Here is a 15,794-nt window from a genome sequence, read left to right on the forward strand (position 1 = left end):
TTGATTTCATACTCGCGGAACGGGTCGCGTGTCAGCCACTCGTTGTTGATGGCGATGAACACCATCGTCCGTAGCGGGCAGACGTACAGCCACACGGTATTGGTGCAGCAGTGCTTGTCCGTGCGCAGGAACATCTCGAAGTCGGAGATGAAAGCCGGGGTAAGCTCTTTCAGTGCGATGTCTTTCACATGGTAGCGGATGTCGAGGAACTCTTGCAGGTGCTTGTAAACGGTGCGGTATTTGGCAAGCGTGCCTTTGGCTTTCATGCCTGCTTCCACCTGCTTCTCGTAGTCTTCATTATGCTGGTGGAATACCTGCATCAACGTGTGGTAGCGGTGTTCCAGTCCGAGAAAGGCGTTTTTCACCTTCTCCGCCGTGACGAAGTTGTCACGCTCCATGATTTCCTGATAGTGCCTGTTGATGCGTACCCGCATCTTGTCAAGCATACGGTTCGTTTCGAGTGCCGCCGTGCTTCTGCCCGTGACACGTCCTCCTTTGGTGTCCCACAGCTTCGGATCGACGGTCAGCTTGCAGCTGAACTGCGTCTGGCTGCCGTCCACCGTGATGCGTCCCATGACGGGAACCGTCCCGTCTTTCTTCACTACCTGACGCTTGAGGTAGTAGATTACTGAAAATGTACTCTTCATCGTCTTAATTTTTTTGGTTTCAAAATTAGTTGGTGAAGAGTCCGGTGTCGGTACGCAAAACGGGGAGGAACAGCGCAATCTTTTTCCGTAACCGGATTTTTCGCGTGAGTTGTCGGTAACTCACTATTCCTTAGTGTCTTGTTTCGCCATCCGTACCCGTTTGTCGCATTTTCGGGCATGGTTACGAACAAGTAACGTTGCGGCGTCAGGATTTGGCTTCGGCAAGGATTGTAATGGCTTCACGAATTTTCGCCACTTCAACTAAAACCCTTGTAACTCAATTCTATCACTATATTTTTTCCGCATTTCACTTTTTTGTAGTAACTTTGTATAGTAATAAAACGAATATAGCAAATTATCCTGAATATTTCTTTGTTAATAATACGCAGGATTATTGGCCAAATGGGACTTCTCAGTCGTGGGATAATAGAGCTGCTTCCTGTGGATATAAGACTGCAAATCCGTGTCCTGTCAATTGGAGGCTACCGACAACAGAAGAATATGCTCAAATAATGCCGACAACAGATATTACTAGTACAACGGCTGCTCAATTGATTCCTGGCGGAACAGCTGAGATAAGAACACTGTCTGATGGCACTCGATATGCAATAAGATGGGAGATTACCAAGAGAAGCTCTTCTTCTAGTGTAGATTATTTTTTGGAGATTAAGTCTTTAGTTGTTGCAGAAATGGTAGCAGTGGAGGCTGTTGATTGGGCCGATGAGAATGTGGTTACTCGTTATTTTAAAGGTACAGGCTATATATTGCCATATTCGTATGCAGCAGAGGTGTACTACAAACAGACTGCTTATACTACTTATTATGCTGTTGGCTATAGATACGGCTACTCATATTTGGGAGTACATAACATTGCCACTCCAATTCCATTTGGTTCTATTACTTTAAGTACGTACCAGGCAGGTAATAGTGTTTATGTTGGATTTTCTGACATAAGTGATAAGGGAAATATAACTGGTAATTATTGGACTTCTGATGCTACTCAAGCATGTATGTCTTGGCGATATGATGTGGGTAATACAATGCAACAAGGTTCATGGATAAGGAAAAGTACAACATTTGATAAGCCGGTTGCTTTGCCTATCCGTTGTGTGACCGACAACCCCGATCTACAACAGAAGTAATGCGAGGTAATAGTAAAGTAATCATTAAAAAAAAGAAGCAATTATGAAGAAACAAATATTCTTCCTCTCCGCCCTTTTAGCTCTCGGCTTCTCCGGTTGTTCCGATAAGGAGAACATAGAGACGGGCAACAGTGAGGAGATCCGCGTTGCGGTGACTTTTGATATAGGAGCAAACACTCGTGTCGTAAACGACCTTTTCTTGGGTCAAGTGACACTCTACGTATTCAATGAAGATACAGAAGCGCATGTAAGTACTCAGAAAACCCAAATCGATGGGGGCACCATCATTTTCCCCGGCAAAGGAAGCTACATCGTAGAAGCCATTGCCAACGAAAAGAATGACTTGGGAAATTTGAAAGATTACGAAGACTTCAAGAGCCGAACCACCGTTTATGGCAATGCTACAGAGGGATGTCTTCAAATGCGCGGGGTGCAGACGGCAAAGGTGACCAATGCTACCCCGAATCCATCAATATCCTTCGCAATGCGCCGTCTGGTGGCACGTATCAACATTGTGAATAATGTGGAAGACTTCAAGCTGACCGAAGCCAAGTTGACAGGAGCCATGTCTGCATCGCATTTCTATACCGACGAAAGCATGAGCTATTGGACGGCATCGGAAACGCAAGAAATGACAGTGAACTCTTTTGCCGAAAATCCTGATAATGATACTTACACCTCTGTATTCTACGTGTACGAGTGCCCCAATGCCCAATGCAACCTTGCATTGGACGTGAAAGGCACTATTGACGGCATAGAGCACGCTGTGCCCACACTGGATAAGGAAGCTTTTATCGGCAATCATGATCCCCTCCGCCGCAACGTTCAATACAATGTGACGCTGAACGAAGTAGACGGTGCTATTGTTGCCACTCTGGAAGTCACAGATTGGGAAGAAGGTGGAGAAACCGGAGGTGCTGTTGTTTCTCCCGATGCAAATTCAATCGAAGTGGAAATAGCATCTGCCACAGCAGGAACTTCTGCTTATGCTACAGCCTTTCCGGCAGAATGCGCCGTAAACGATCTGTCTGTCTACCTCTTTAGTGCCGAAGGAACCCTTGAGAAAGCTTATACCAATCTATTGACAAAAGAATGGACGCCCCAAAATGTAGATGAAGGAAAGAAAATCATCCTGAAAGATGTGCCCACAACAGGCGGAAAGACTCTCTACATCATAGCTAATGCCGCACAAGCTACTTCTTTGGCAGATGTTACCGAAAATACCACAAAGGATGACTTCAAAGCCTTGCTTGCCGTCAACGCTACCGGTAATCTGGAATGTCCGTTGCTGATGTTCAAAGAAGTGGAAATCGCCGCTGAAGGATGGACTGATAATGTAGCCCAAGTATCAGCCGTGCTTGAACGTGCAACTGCCCGCATCGACCTGAGGGTGAACGATGAAAGTGGATTCACTCCCGAAAAGGTCACCTTGGTAGGTGCCAATAACTCTTCTTATGTCATTGCATCCACTGCCGCATCCGGAGCTCCCATCAATTTGGAAGGAACAGTGGAAGTGAACGATAATGCGGATGAGGGCTATAAGCTATATCCGCAACTGTTTTATCTCTACAGTGCTAACAGTACCGAGGGCATGTATCTTCTGCTGGAAGGCACGCAAAAGAGCGGTGACAAGACAGCCGATGCCATTTATAAAAAGTCCTTAAGTGAGATGAATTTCAGCGAAATTGAGCATAATACATGCTATACCATTACAATAGATGATGTTGACGGTGTACCTATCGTAGCCGGAGGCAGCATCGGTGGTGGAGTTGTGGAAGATTAAATTGTATCAACTTTATTTAGTAACGCTTAAAAAACAACTTGGTATAAATAGGTATTTTATCTTTCCGGTTAGAGAAATATTTTTTCCCAATAGGAGAAAAATAATTTAGTAATAGCTGAACATAAAATGGAGACAAATAATCATTGATGTACCAAGTTGTTTTTTTAGCGTTACTAAATAAAGTTGGTTTGAAATTTTGTTATCCCGAAAACTTCCTCTACCTTTGCGCCCCGAACAAGGAGAGGTGCTCGAGTGGTTGAAGAGGCACGCCTGGAAAGCGTGTATACCCCTAAAGGGTATCCGGGGTTCGAATCCCCGTCTCTCCGCAGGTTGAGAAATTATTTCTTTCTGCTACTTTCCCTTATCTGCAAATTTGTCGGAATAGTTATTTGTCTGACAGTTTTATCCCCTTTGATTTGATCTATTAATAGGCGACAAGCCGTTTCTCCCATTTTATAAGTCTGATGCGATACAGCTGATAATTTCGGTTCTACATAGTTGGCATGTTGTTCATCGGTATATCCGATGATGGCTATATCTTCGGGGATACGAAGTCTATGTTCTTTAATAACCTCTATGGCGGCAAAAGCTAAAGTGTCATTCATGGCAAGGATGGCATCAGGAGGTTGGGGGAGAGATAATAAAGTTTCCGTCGCTATTTTGCCTTCCTCATAATCTATTTTCCGGCAGACTACCAGTTCTTTTTCAATAGGAATATGATTGTCACGCAGAGCTTCCAGATAGCCATGTTTTCGTTTGGTTACGATATCCAAATGATTGGCGCCTCCGATAAAAGCTACCCGCTTACTGCCGGTATCCAATAAATGTTGGGTGGCCATTTGTGCGGATTGTACACCATCTGCTACTACCGACGAAAACTGATCGGTCAGGCAAACACGGTCGAACAGGATGAGTGGCATATTAATCTCTTTCAGGGCGGCAAGATGTGAATAGTCTCTTGTTTCCTGAGACAGGCAGGCGATAATGCCCTCAACCCGCATATTTACCAGGTTTTCGATATTCCTTTTCTCATATTCGTATGCTTCATGTGAAGTGGTAATAATAACAAAATATCCGTTGGCTACTGCCATGTTTTCTATTCCGTTCAGGATGGATGCGAAGAAATGGGTAACGATATCCGGCACAACGACTCCGATGATACGCGGAGTGTTTTTTCGCAGACTCATGGCAAAAGGATTGGGACGGTAATTCATCTCTTTGGCCAGCTTTTTGACTTTAGCACGAAGTTCACTGCTGATTTCCGGACTGTCTTTTAGTGCTCTGGATACAGTGGGAATGGATACGCCTAATGCTTTGGCGAGATCTTTAAGTGAAGTATGTTTCTGGTATTCCATTTTAAAGTCTGCTATTAGATTCACTTACAAAGAAAGCATATTCCCAGATAAAAGATGGTATGAAAGGATGTTTTTTTTACGTAAACCATTACGTGTTGTTTTTGTACCTTACATGCTGTCTTGAAATTATTCTTGCCCTATTTTTGCCGTATCTAAAAACTTTTAAATTTAATTGATATGCAATACCATGAAATCGGAAAGACAGGGATGAAAGTATCATCTCTCAGCTTTGGAGCTTCTTCTTTGGGAGGAGTTTTCCATGATATTAAAGAGAAAGAAGGAATTGAGTCTGTGTTTACTGCCATCGAAGCAGGTATGAATTTTATAGATGTTTCTCCCTATTATGGGCACTATAAAGCTGAAACTGTTTTAGGGAAAGCCTTGAAAGATGTTCCGCGCGACCGATACTATCTCTCTACTAAAGTGGGACGTTATGGAAAAGATGGGGTCAATACCTGGGATTATTCTGCAAAACGCGCAGTAGAGAGTGTGTATGAGAGTATGGAGCGTCTGAACATCGACTTTATCGATTTGATAAATGTACATGATATTGAGTTTGCCGATCTGAATCAGATTGTAAATGAAACATTACCGGCATTAGTCGGCTTACGCGAGAAGGGTATTGTTGGGCATGTAGGGATCACCGACTTACAACTCGAAAACCTGAAATGGGTGATTGACCACTCGCCGAGTGGTACGGTAGAATCGGTCCTTAATTTCTGCCATTATTGTTTGTGCGATGATAAACTGATTGATTTTCTCGATTATTTTGAGTCGAAAGGAATAGGAGTGATCAACGCTTCTCCGCTTTCAATGGGATTATTGAGCGAGCGTGGCGTTCCTGAATGGCATCCGGCTCCTGAATCGCTGGTGGAGGCTTGCCGTAAAGCAATGGAACACTGTAAGGCAAAGAACTATCCTATAGAAAAACTGGCTATGCAATTTTCTGTAAGTAATCCACGAATTGCGACCACTTTGTTCAGTACGGCTAATCCGCTGAATGTAAAGAAGAACGTATCCTTTATAGAAGAACCGATTGACTGGGAATTGGTACGTGAAGTACGGGAGATTATTGGAGAACAGCAACGTGTAAGTTGGGCTAACTCTTAAAAAAAATAGCTGTCTATATGGACTATACAATAATTGATGCGCATGCCCATTTATGGTTACGGCAAGATACAGTGGTAGATGGTCTACCCATTCGTACACTGGATAACGGACGCTCGTTGTTTATGGGAGAAATCCGTCAGATGGTTCCTCCCTTTATGGTGGACGGGGTGAACAGTGCAGAAGTTTTCCTGTCGAACATGGACTATGCGCAAGTATCTGCTGCCGTCATTACGCAAGAATTTATAGACGGTATTCAGAATGAATATCTGGCAGAGGTTGTTTCCCGTTATTCCGGTCGTTTCTTTGTTTGCGGAATGTGTGAGTTCCGTAAGCCCGGGTTTCTGGCACAGGCCAAAGAACTGATAGCAAAAGGTTTTAAAGCTATTAAGATCCCGGCTCAACGTCTGTTGCTTAGAGAAGGGCGGGTGATGCTGAATAGTGAAGAAATGATGCAGATGTTCCATTATATGGAAGAACGGGATGTGCTGCTTTCTATTGACTTGGCGGACGGAGCAACGCAAATTCCCGAGATGCAGGAGGTCATTCAGGAATGTCCCCGGCTGAGAATTGCTATCGGGCATTTCGGAATGGTGACACGTCCGGATTGGAAAGAACAGATACGGTTAGCCCTTCATCCCAATGTGATGATTGAATCCGGAGGAATCACCTGGCTTTTCAATGATGAATTCTATCCCTTTAGGGGAGCAGTAAAAGCTATACGGGAAGCTGCCGGACTGGTCGGGATGGAGAAATTGATGTGGGGATCGGATTACCCGCGTACCATTACCGCAATCACTTACAAGATGTCATATGATTTTATAGTGAAATCACCCGATTTGCAGGAAGATGAGAAAAGGCTGTTCCTCGGAGAGAATGCCCGGAAATTCTATGGATTTACTGAGCTTCCCATATTGCCATACATCAAAAACATGTCTGAATAAGAAGATATTAATACCATGAAAAGAAATACTTATACGATACCTTTGGCCCTGGTCTTCTGCCTTTTTTTCCTTTGGGCGATTAGCAGTAATCTGCTTCCTACCATGATACGGCAGTTGATGAAAACTTGTGAACTAAACACCTTTGAGGCGTCATTTACAGAAACTGCCTATTGGCTTGCTTATTTCATTTTTCCGATCCCGATAGCTATGTTCATGAAGCGTTATAGCTACAAAGCGGGCATTATTTTCGGTTTATTGTTGGCGGCATTGGGAGGTTTGCTCTTTTTTCCGGCTGCCATGCTGAAAGCCTATTGGGCCTACCTCTGCATATTCTTTATCATTGCTACCGGTATGTGTTTTCTGGAGACTGCTGCCAATCCGTATGTTACCGTTTTGGGTGCGCCCGAAACAGCACCGCGACGGCTAAACCTGGCGCAATCTTTCAACGGACTCGGAGCCTTTATTTCTGCTATGTTTCTGAGTAAACTGATTCTGAGCGGCACGCATTATACACGTGATACATTGCCTGTAGATTATCCGGGTGGCTGGCAGGCTTATATACAGGTAGAGACGGATGCCATGAAGTTTCCTTATCTGATGCTGGCTTTATTGCTGATTATCATAGCTGTGGTATTCGTATTTTCTAAATTGCCACAGATAGGGGATGAAAGTAAAACTCCTTCTTCAGGTTCAAAGAAAGAAAAGCTGATTGATTTTGGTGTGCTGAAACATTCACACTTGCGTTGGGGGGTAATTGCGCAGTTCTTTTATAATGGCGGACAGACAGCGATAAACAGTTTGTTTCTTGTCTATTGCTGTTCTTATGCAGGACTTCCGGAAGAAACCGCAACAACTTTCTTCGGACTTTATATGCTTGCTTTCCTTGTAGGACGCTGGATTGGTACAGGATTGATGGTGAAGTTCCGTCCGCAGGATATGTTATTGGTTTATTCCTTAATGAATATTCTTTTGTGCGGAGTAGTAATGGTTTGGGGAGGTATGGTAGGATTATATGCCATGCTGGCTATCTCTTTCTTTATGTCTATTATGTATCCCACACAGTTCTCTCTGGCTTTGAAAGGATTGGGAGACCAGACAAAAAGTGGTTCGGCTTTTCTCGTGATGGCTATTGTCGGCAATGCATGTCTCCCTCAACTGACGGCTTATTTCATGCATGCCAATGAGCACATCTATTATGCAGCTTACTGTGTGCCGATGATTTGCTTTATTTTCTGTGCCTACTATGGCTGGAAAGGTTATAAAGTCATTGATTAAACAATTAATTTCAAATATATAAAATGAAAGCAGTTCAAATAGTCAATCCCTCTGAAATGAAGGTGGTTGAACTTGAAAAACCGGTGGTTGGTGCCGGTGAGGTGTTGGTGAGAATTAAATATGTAGGTTTTTGTGGTTCCGATTTGAACACCTTCTTGGGGCGTAACCCGATGGTGAAATTACCTGTAGTGCCGGGACATGAAGTGGGCGCGGTAATTGAAGAAATAGGTCCGGATGTTCCGGCTGGTTTCGAGAAAGGAATGAATGTGACTCTGAATCCATATACTAATTGTGGTAAGTGTGCTTCGTGCCGTAATGGCCGTGTCAATGCCTGCGAACATAATGAAACATTGGGAGTGCAGCGAAATGGTGTGATGTGTGAGTATGCTGTATTGCCTTGGACTAAAATAATTCCGGCAGGTGACATCTCTCCTCGTGATTGTGCTCTGATTGAGCCGATGAGTGTGGGATTTCATGCTGTCTCACGCGGTCAGGTGATTGATAATGAATATGTGATGGTCATCGGGTGTGGTATGATTGGTATAGGTGCTATTGTACGTGCTGCGCTTAGAGGTGCCGTTGTTATTGCTGTGGATCTGGATGATGAGAAGTTGGAGTTGGCTCGGAGAATGGGAGCCTCTTATACAGTAAATTCTAAGACAGAAAATATACATAGCCGGATACAAGAAATTACGGAAGGCTTTGGGGCTGATGTTGTGATTGAAGCAGTCGGTAGTCCTGTGACTTATGTAATGGCTGTCGATGAAGTAGCTTTCTCAGGCCGTGTAGTCTGCATTGGTTATGCAAAAAGTGAAGTCGCTTTTCAGACCAAGTATTTTGTTCAGAAAGAATTGGATATACGAGGCTCCAGAAATGCGTTGCCAGCCGATTTCCGCGCGGTAATTAACTATATGAAGGCAGGTACTTGTCCGGTAGAAGAATTAATAACGAAAGTTGCAGTACCCGAAAATGCATTGGAAGCAATGACGGAGTGGGTAGCTAATCCGGGAAAGGTATTCCGTATCCTGGTACAGCTATAAATGTAAAAGAGGGTACATCCACTTTAGGAATGTACCCTCTTCGTCTTCAATAGGTCATAGTTTAGGTTGATATCTTTTCGTTTAACTTGATCTGTTATTTTTTCAAGTCCACCGTATAAGTTTGTTTTCCATCGTAAATCGTATTCACGATAATTTTTAATCCTTTCTTTCCCACCAGTTGATTGGCTATCTCTTTCAATCTGAATGATACAACTCCCCAACCCAGTGTGCGTGGCTCATCATCATAAGCATTGTGGCGGAACTCCAATGTGAGATAATCATCTTCCGAGGCAGATGCTTGCTCTGTTTGATTGATGACCAGATTCAACATGTGTTTTTTACTGCTATTATTGTTGTGGAAGAATTGATGTTCTATGTTTAGATAATTTCCTGTAATCCACAACTCGACGACATTAATATGATCATTACCAATACTGTCGGCAGTCTCCTTAGTCAGCGGAATGATATCCTTTGTCAGAATGTCTTCTATCTGAATCAGTTTTACGTTATACTTATATCCCGGAATACTTTCTTCCAATGGAAGAAAATGAATGAAGACGCGTTGGTCGTCATTTACAGTATAATTATGTATATATGTTGTATCGCTGGGATACATCTTTTCACCGTCATCTAGATTAAAATAGTATTCCTTATCTTCAATAACCTTTATGGTACCGATTGTAAAAAGAGTACCATTAGAAGTGTCATCAGCATCACTCAGACAAGACTGTAACATCGGTATCGCTAAAAACGTAAGTAGAAGTATTACCGAATAAAATCTCAGCTTTTTCATCAATTGCATCTTTTTGGAGTTAATCTTATTTTTTCTCATGTATTTAAGAAATGCGTGATAAGGGGAAATACTGCACATATGACTGTTAAAGAAACAAAAGAATTAATTTCTTGTTCGCTACGTGCAGTATTTCTATCTTTGCTGCATTTATAAGGTAAACGCGTTTCAAAGGAAAGAATGGAAGAACAGGAACTGGCAGGACGATGCAGGCAAGGGGACAACCTTGCCAGGAAAGAACTGTACGAGCGCTATGCTGGGCGAATGCTCAGCGTGTGCCTCCGTTATGCGGGCGACCGTGAAACGGCAGAAGACCTGATGCACGACGGTTTCCTGAAACTCTTCGATTCTTTTGATAAATTCACTTGGCGGGGTGATGGTTCCTTGCGGGCGTGGATGGAGCGTGTTATGGTGAATACGGCGCTGCAATACTTGCGCAAGAATGATGTAATAAACCAGTCGGAAGGATTGGATAACGTACCCGAAACGTACGAAGAACCTGATGCTTCGGCAGTGGATACTATTCCTCAGAAGGTGCTGATGCAGTTTATCAGTGAATTGCCTGTTGGTTATCGCACCGTATTCAACTTGTATATATTTGAAGATAAATCTCATAGGGAAATTGCCCAGATGCTGGGAATTAATGAGAAATCATCAGCTTCGCAGCTGACGCGTGCCAAAGCTACTTTGGCTACTAAAGTGCGGGAGTGGATGAAAAACAATGCTTAAAGGAAAGGACGTATGATGAAAGATGATGAATTGTGGTTGAAAAAGATAAAGGAACGGTTGGATGATTACTCCGAGCCGCTACCTGATGCCGGCTGGGAGCGATTGGAGAAGGCATTGCCGACTTCTGCTCCCATGTCTGTTGTCGGGACTAAGAAAAAGATTCTGTTCCGCCGTTGGGCGATGACGGCTGCGGCGGTTGCGCTGGTGGCTGTGTCGTCCGTCAGTCTTTGGTTGCTGCAAAGTCCGGTAGTGGACGATGTGCGTCGTGCGGCCGAACCGGCTTTAGCGGCTATACCTGATGTGCTGCCTGAACCTGCCGAACCGGATGTGCAGGGAGAAGAACCGGAGTCTGTTATCAGAAGAGTGATTGAACAGGAAAGCTCTCGTCAAGCTCTTGTGGCACAACATTTGGAAACAGAAAAGAATATACTGGAAGTGGGTGCACAGATACAGGAAAAGGACACTGAAGTGCTCACAGAAAAGGCGAATGGAGACGATGTCGTTTCATCAAACTCTTCTTCAACTTCTAAAGAAAAGGAGCGCGAGGTATACCGTCCTTCTAGTAGAGACAAACTGCATTTGCCGACCGAAAAGAAATCTTCTACAAAAAATAAAGGTTGGGCGATTGGTATGTCTGTTGGAAATACAGGAGCACTTGCCATGAATACAATGGGAAATGATATGCAGGCCGGTCCTAATTCCAGTCCGATGTTTAGTGATAAGTTGGACTTGCCGGATGTATCTAATGGTGTTCTGAATATTCCTGATGGACAAGAACTTGTTTTTGAAGGTGGTGTACCTTATTTGCGGAAAAATGTGCGTCAGGTTAAGGATATCAAGCATAAGCAACCGCTCAGTTTTGGTGTATCGGTGCGGAAAGCATTGCCGAAAAACTTCTCGGTGGAAACCGGTGTGACTTATACGATGCTGTCGTCTGAGATAACTTACGAAAACAGTTCGGAAAAGACAGATCAGAAACTGCACTATATCGGTATTCCGGTGCGTGCGAACTGGAGTTTCGTTAATGATAAACGTTTCACGGTGTATGTATCTGCCGGTGGTGCAATAGAGAAGTGTGTTTATGGTAAGGTAGGAAGTGAAAAGGAAACAGTGAAGCCTGTGCAACTTTCGGTAATGGGTGCGGTAGGTGCCCAATATAATATTAGTAACAGAGTGGGCATATATGTAGAGCCAGGTATTTCCTATTTCTTTGACGATGGCTCTCCGATAGAGACTATACGAAAGGAAAATCCGACGAACTTTACGTTGCAGGCAGGTATCCGTCTGACTTACTAATCAGTATGAATAAAGAGTGGTAGGGTGATAGAGTAATAGAGTAATAGAGTGATAGGGTGATAATGCTCTGTGACATACAGCGCAGCTACTATATCACTCTATCACCTTATCACTCTTTTATTTCTCTTAGTTTACCATCACCGTTTCGAAGTATTCCTTAAATAGCTTTTCTGCACGTTCCAGTTGTTCGGGAGTGTTTTCTTTTACCTCTTTCAATTGGTAATCCCATTCCATAGCTTCGTACTTGTGCACGCCCAGACGATGATAAGGAAGAATTTCTACCCGCTGTATACTTTTATATTGGCCGAGATGTTCGCCTAAACTGCGAATGTCTTCCTCAAAATCACTATATCCCGGTACTAATACATAGCGTAGCCAGAAAGGCCGGTTCTGTTCCTTCAGCCAAGCTGCCGTATGCAAAGTTTTTGTATTGCTGCATCCGGTTAGTTTCTTATGGCGTTCGGGATTGAATTCTTTGAGGTCCAGCAGCACTAAATCCGTCAGGCTCAATAGTTCTTCTACTTTTTCATTCCAGATGCCACCATTGGTATCCAGGCAGATGTGAATGCCATTTGCTTTCAAATCTTTGAACAAAGGTATAAGCGCTTCGGCCTGTAATGTAGGCTCACCACCCGAGAATGTGATGCCACCCTTTTTTCCGAAAAATGCTTTCTGGCTGATAGCCATTTGCAGAATTTCTTCCGGTGGGGTAGGTGTCCCCCCCTTTGCATCTATCGTATCCGGGTTGGCACAATACAAACAGCGGAACGGACAGCCTTGTAGGAAAACGACGAGCCGGAGACCCGGCCCGTCGAATGTTCCCATACTTTCGTAGGAGTGTACGTTTATCATATTACATTCTTTCGTGGAAACTACGACTAATAACCTCTAACTGATGCTCGCGGCTCAGCTTCACGAAGTTCACAGCATAGCCGGAAACACGAATTGTGAGTTGCGGATACTTCTCCGGATGCTCCATGGCATCTTCCAGCATTTCACGGTTCAGCACGTTTACGTTCAGGTGGTGTGCACCTTTAGTAAAGTAACCGTCCATCATTGTTACTAGGTTTTCAACACGGTCTTCTGGTGTCGGACCGAGAGATTTCGGAACAATAGAGAATGTATTACTAATACCGTCCTGTGAGTCGCGATAACGCAACTTGGCAACGGAACTCAGTGATGCGATGGCACCGTTCTTATCGCGTCCGTGCATCGGGTTGGCACCCGGGGCGAAAGCTACACCCTTGGCACGTCCGTCAGGAGTAGCACCTGTTTTCTTACCGTACATTACATTAGAAGTAATCGTCAGCAATGAAAGGGTAGGACGAGCATTCTTGTAAACGGGCAATTTTTTCAGTTCTTCGCTGAAATAATATACCAAGTCTACACCGAGGTGGTCCACGCGGTCGTCATTGTTTCCGAAACATGGGAATGTGCCTTCAATATCGAAACCTTCCGTCAAGCCGATATCGTTGCGACGGGCCGTAACCTTTGCATGTTTGATGGCTGACAGTGAGTCGATGGCAATGGAAAGACCTGCTACACCATAAGCCAGATTGATTCGTGGATTCGTATCGATAAATGCCATCTGAGCCTTTTCGTAATAATATTTATCGTGCATGAAGTGGATGATGTTCATTGCTTCATTGTAGACACGGGCAATTTCGGTCAGCACTTTCTTGTAGTTCGACATAACTTCCTCGAACTTCAATGTTTCGCCAGTCAATACAGGAATGCCTTTTACCATGACGGTACCGGTGTTTTCGCAACGTCCACCGTTGATGGCAAGCAACAAGGCTTTTGCTAGGTTGGCACGGGCTCCGAAGAACTGTATCTGCTTGCCGATAGCCTGATAGGATACACAACATGCGATACCATAGTCGTCGCAGTTACGTACTTCGCGCATCAGGTTATCATTTTCGTATTGGATGGAGCTGGTATCTACGGATACTTGTGCACAGAATTCCTTGAAGCCTTCAGGGAGTTCAGGTCCCCAAAGTATAGTCAGGTTCGGTTCGGGAGAAGGACCGAGGTTATACAGTGTTTGCAGGAAGCGGAAGGAAGTCTTCGTTACCTTCACACGTCCGTCGTTGAAACGTCCGCCAATGGCTTCTGTTACCCAAGTCGGGTCTCCGGCAAAGATATCGTTGTATGACTGCATACGCAGATGGCGCACCATGCGGAGTTTGATAACGAACTGGTCGATCAGCTCCTGGGCAAATGTTTCATTGATTTTACCGTGTGCCAGATCATATTCAATAAAGATGTCGAGGAACGAAGAAACGTTACCCAGAGACATGGCTGCACCGTCTTGTTCTTTTACAGCGGCCAGATAAGCCATGTACACCCATTGTACGGCTTCCTGTGCGGAAGTAGCCGGACGACTGAGATCGAGTCCGTAATATTCGCCCATTATCTTAATATCTTTCAAAGCCTTGATCTGCTCTGCCACTTCTTCACGCAGGCGAATGCGGTCATCAGTCATCGGACCGGTCAGATTGTGTAAATCTTCCATTTTGGCTTCGATGAGGCGGTCGATGCCGTAAAGTGCCAGACGACGGTAATCACCGATGATACGTCCGCGGGCATAGTTATCGGGAAGTCCGGTGAGGAAACCCAATGAACGGAATGAGCGGATCTCTTCAGTATATACGTCGAATACACCGTCATTGTGTGTCTTGCGATAATGGGTAAAGATATCCTTTACTTTATCATCTATTTCTACACCGTTTTCGCGGCAAGCTTTAGCTACTACATTGATGCCACCAAACGGTTTGATAGCGCGTTTCAATAGCTCATCTGTCTGCAAACCAACGATAAGTTCATTCTCCTTATCTATATAGCCGGCCTGATGTGAAGTAATAGTTGATACAGTGTGAGGGTCGAGAGAACGTACTCCGTTGTTAGCTCTTTCTTCTTCGAGTGCTTTGAGGCAAAGCTCCCAAATATGTTTGGTACGTTCGGTAGGTCCTTGCAGGAAAGAAGCGTCTCCAGTATAAGGCGCGATGTTTTTACTCACGAAATCACTGACATTGATTTCTTTGCTCCAAAGCCCGTCGATAAAGGTTTTGTTCAATTCCATAATATTCATTTTGTTAGTGGGTAATGGTTGTTATCCTAATAAGGACTGCAAAATTACTATCTTTTTTCCACATAGCATTGCATGAATAGTCAGTTTTTATGTTGTACGACATAAAATAACTATTGTTAGGTATGGGAGTTACCAGTTAAGGTTGTTTTTTTGTGCTTATTATCTGCACTCTTTTACTCATTTATTGGTAAATGGCAGGTTAATAGCGGAACTAATATCATTTGCTGATTGAAAATGGAAATGTTTACAAAAATAAATGGGTTGCTATAAAACTTTGTACTGATTATCATATACTTATAAGAAGATGATTTTCTGTAGACAAGAAGTTAAGAGTTTGTTGACAGGAAATTAACTTCTTGTCAGCAGGAAGTTGATTTCTTGTTGACAGCATGTTTTATGCTTTTCTGTTATTTTACAATATATATATGGAGCATTTCAAGTATAGACTCTCCGTAAAATAAATTACGTTTATAAAATATCGTAGAAATAATATTTTTGTGCCGAAATATTTGTGATATCAAAAAAGAATAGTAATTTTGCATCGCTTTAAGAGAAAAGCACTTCTTAAAAGAGGAGTTTTGGAGAGGTGGCAGAG

The 15,794-nt window shown here is 43.6% G+C and carries 13 protein-coding genes and 1 tRNA gene; 9 read left to right on the forward strand and 5 right to left on the reverse strand.

Annotation, left to right across the window (positions count from 1 at the left end; genetic code table 11):
- Positions 1 to 647: phage integrase SAM-like domain and Arm DNA-binding domain-containing protein (locus tag BWI44_RS14515; protein WP_286814748.1), on the reverse strand; the 647-nt coding region annotated here is incomplete at its 3' end.
- A gap of 326 nt (positions 648 to 973) precedes the next feature.
- Here BWI44_RS14515 and BWI44_RS14520 point away from each other — a divergent pair.
- The 3 genes from BWI44_RS14520 to BWI44_RS14530 all read left to right on the forward strand — a co-directional run bounded on the left by BWI44_RS14520 (position 974) and on the right by BWI44_RS14530 (position 3,898).
- Positions 974 to 1,789: a hypothetical protein gene (locus BWI44_RS14520; RefSeq protein ID WP_286814749.1), complete on the forward strand. Its 816-nt coding sequence runs from the start codon at positions 974 to 976 to the stop codon at positions 1,787 to 1,789.
- A 43-nt stretch (positions 1,790 to 1,832) separates the two neighbouring features.
- Entirely contained in the window at positions 1,833 to 3,572 is a 1,740-nt protein-coding gene (locus BWI44_RS14525; RefSeq protein WP_195209743.1) for a fimbrial protein, read from the forward strand.
- A 238-nt stretch (positions 3,573 to 3,810) separates the two neighbouring features.
- Positions 3,811 to 3,898, forward strand: a tRNA-Ser gene (locus tag BWI44_RS14530).
- Positions 3,899 to 3,910: 12 nt separating this feature from the next.
- On the opposite strand, the gene BWI44_RS14535 is transcribed toward BWI44_RS14530, so the two are convergent.
- The gene (locus BWI44_RS14535) at positions 3,911 to 4,927 is read right to left on the reverse strand and encodes a LacI family DNA-binding transcriptional regulator (protein ID WP_195209383.1); all 1,017 of its coding nucleotides are present in this window, start codon (positions 4,925 to 4,927) and stop codon (positions 3,911 to 3,913) included.
- Positions 4,928 to 5,104: 177 nt separating this feature from the next.
- On the opposite strand from BWI44_RS14535, the gene BWI44_RS14540 reads away from it, so the two are divergent.
- The 4 genes from BWI44_RS14540 to BWI44_RS14555 are packed head-to-tail and all read left to right on the forward strand — an operon-like array spanning position 5,105 to position 9,293.
- Positions 5,105 to 6,037, forward strand: coding sequence for an aldo/keto reductase (locus BWI44_RS14540; RefSeq protein WP_195209382.1), 933 nt, complete (start codon positions 5,105 to 5,107; stop codon positions 6,035 to 6,037).
- Positions 6,038 to 6,054: 17 nt separating this feature from the next.
- Complete coding sequence (locus BWI44_RS14545) at positions 6,055 to 6,978, forward strand: amidohydrolase family protein (protein ID WP_286814750.1); 924 nt, start codon at positions 6,055 to 6,057, stop codon at positions 6,976 to 6,978.
- A gap of 15 nt (positions 6,979 to 6,993) precedes the next feature.
- Positions 6,994 to 8,253, forward strand: coding sequence for an L-fucose:H+ symporter permease (fucP, locus tag BWI44_RS14550; RefSeq protein ID WP_195209380.1), 1,260 nt, complete (start codon positions 6,994 to 6,996; stop codon positions 8,251 to 8,253).
- A gap of 23 nt (positions 8,254 to 8,276) precedes the next feature.
- Positions 8,277 to 9,293 carry a zinc-binding alcohol dehydrogenase family protein gene (locus BWI44_RS14555; RefSeq protein WP_117706957.1) on the forward strand — a complete coding sequence of 339 codons (1,017 nt, stop codon included), beginning with the start codon at positions 8,277 to 8,279 and terminating at the stop codon, positions 9,291 to 9,293.
- A 94-nt stretch (positions 9,294 to 9,387) separates the two neighbouring features.
- On the opposite strand, the gene BWI44_RS14560 is transcribed toward BWI44_RS14555, so the two are convergent.
- A complete protein-coding gene (locus BWI44_RS14560; RefSeq protein ID WP_195209379.1) occupies positions 9,388 to 10,086 on the reverse strand; it encodes a NigD1/NigD2 family lipoprotein in 699 nt (232 codons plus the stop codon).
- Positions 10,087 to 10,263: 177 nt separating this feature from the next.
- Between BWI44_RS14560 and BWI44_RS14565 the strand changes: the two genes are divergently transcribed.
- Together BWI44_RS14565 and BWI44_RS14570 are read left to right on the forward strand one after the other, a co-directional pair.
- Positions 10,264 to 10,812: an RNA polymerase sigma factor gene (locus BWI44_RS14565; protein WP_022393299.1), complete on the forward strand. Its 549-nt coding sequence runs from the start codon at positions 10,264 to 10,266 to the stop codon at positions 10,810 to 10,812.
- 12 nt (positions 10,813 to 10,824) lie between these two features.
- Positions 10,825 to 12,108, forward strand: coding sequence for a porin family protein (locus tag BWI44_RS14570; protein WP_195209378.1), 1,284 nt, complete (start codon positions 10,825 to 10,827; stop codon positions 12,106 to 12,108).
- A 126-nt stretch (positions 12,109 to 12,234) separates the two neighbouring features.
- Here BWI44_RS14570 and pflA read toward each other — a convergent pair whose 3' ends face one another.
- A complete protein-coding gene (pflA, locus tag BWI44_RS14575; protein WP_138291716.1) occupies positions 12,235 to 12,960 on the reverse strand; it encodes a pyruvate formate-lyase-activating protein in 726 nt (241 codons plus the stop codon).
- Between the two features lies 1 nt (position 12,961).
- A complete protein-coding gene (gene pflB, locus BWI44_RS14580; protein WP_044155339.1) occupies positions 12,962 to 15,190 on the reverse strand; it encodes a formate C-acetyltransferase in 2,229 nt (742 codons plus the stop codon).
- Positions 15,191 to 15,794: the final 604 nt, after the last annotated feature.

The sequence above is a fragment of the Bacteroides sp. Phil13 genome (assembly GCF_001940965.1).
GTDB classification, from domain to species: Bacteria; Bacteroidota; Bacteroidia; order Bacteroidales; family Bacteroidaceae; genus Bacteroides; species Bacteroides intestinalis.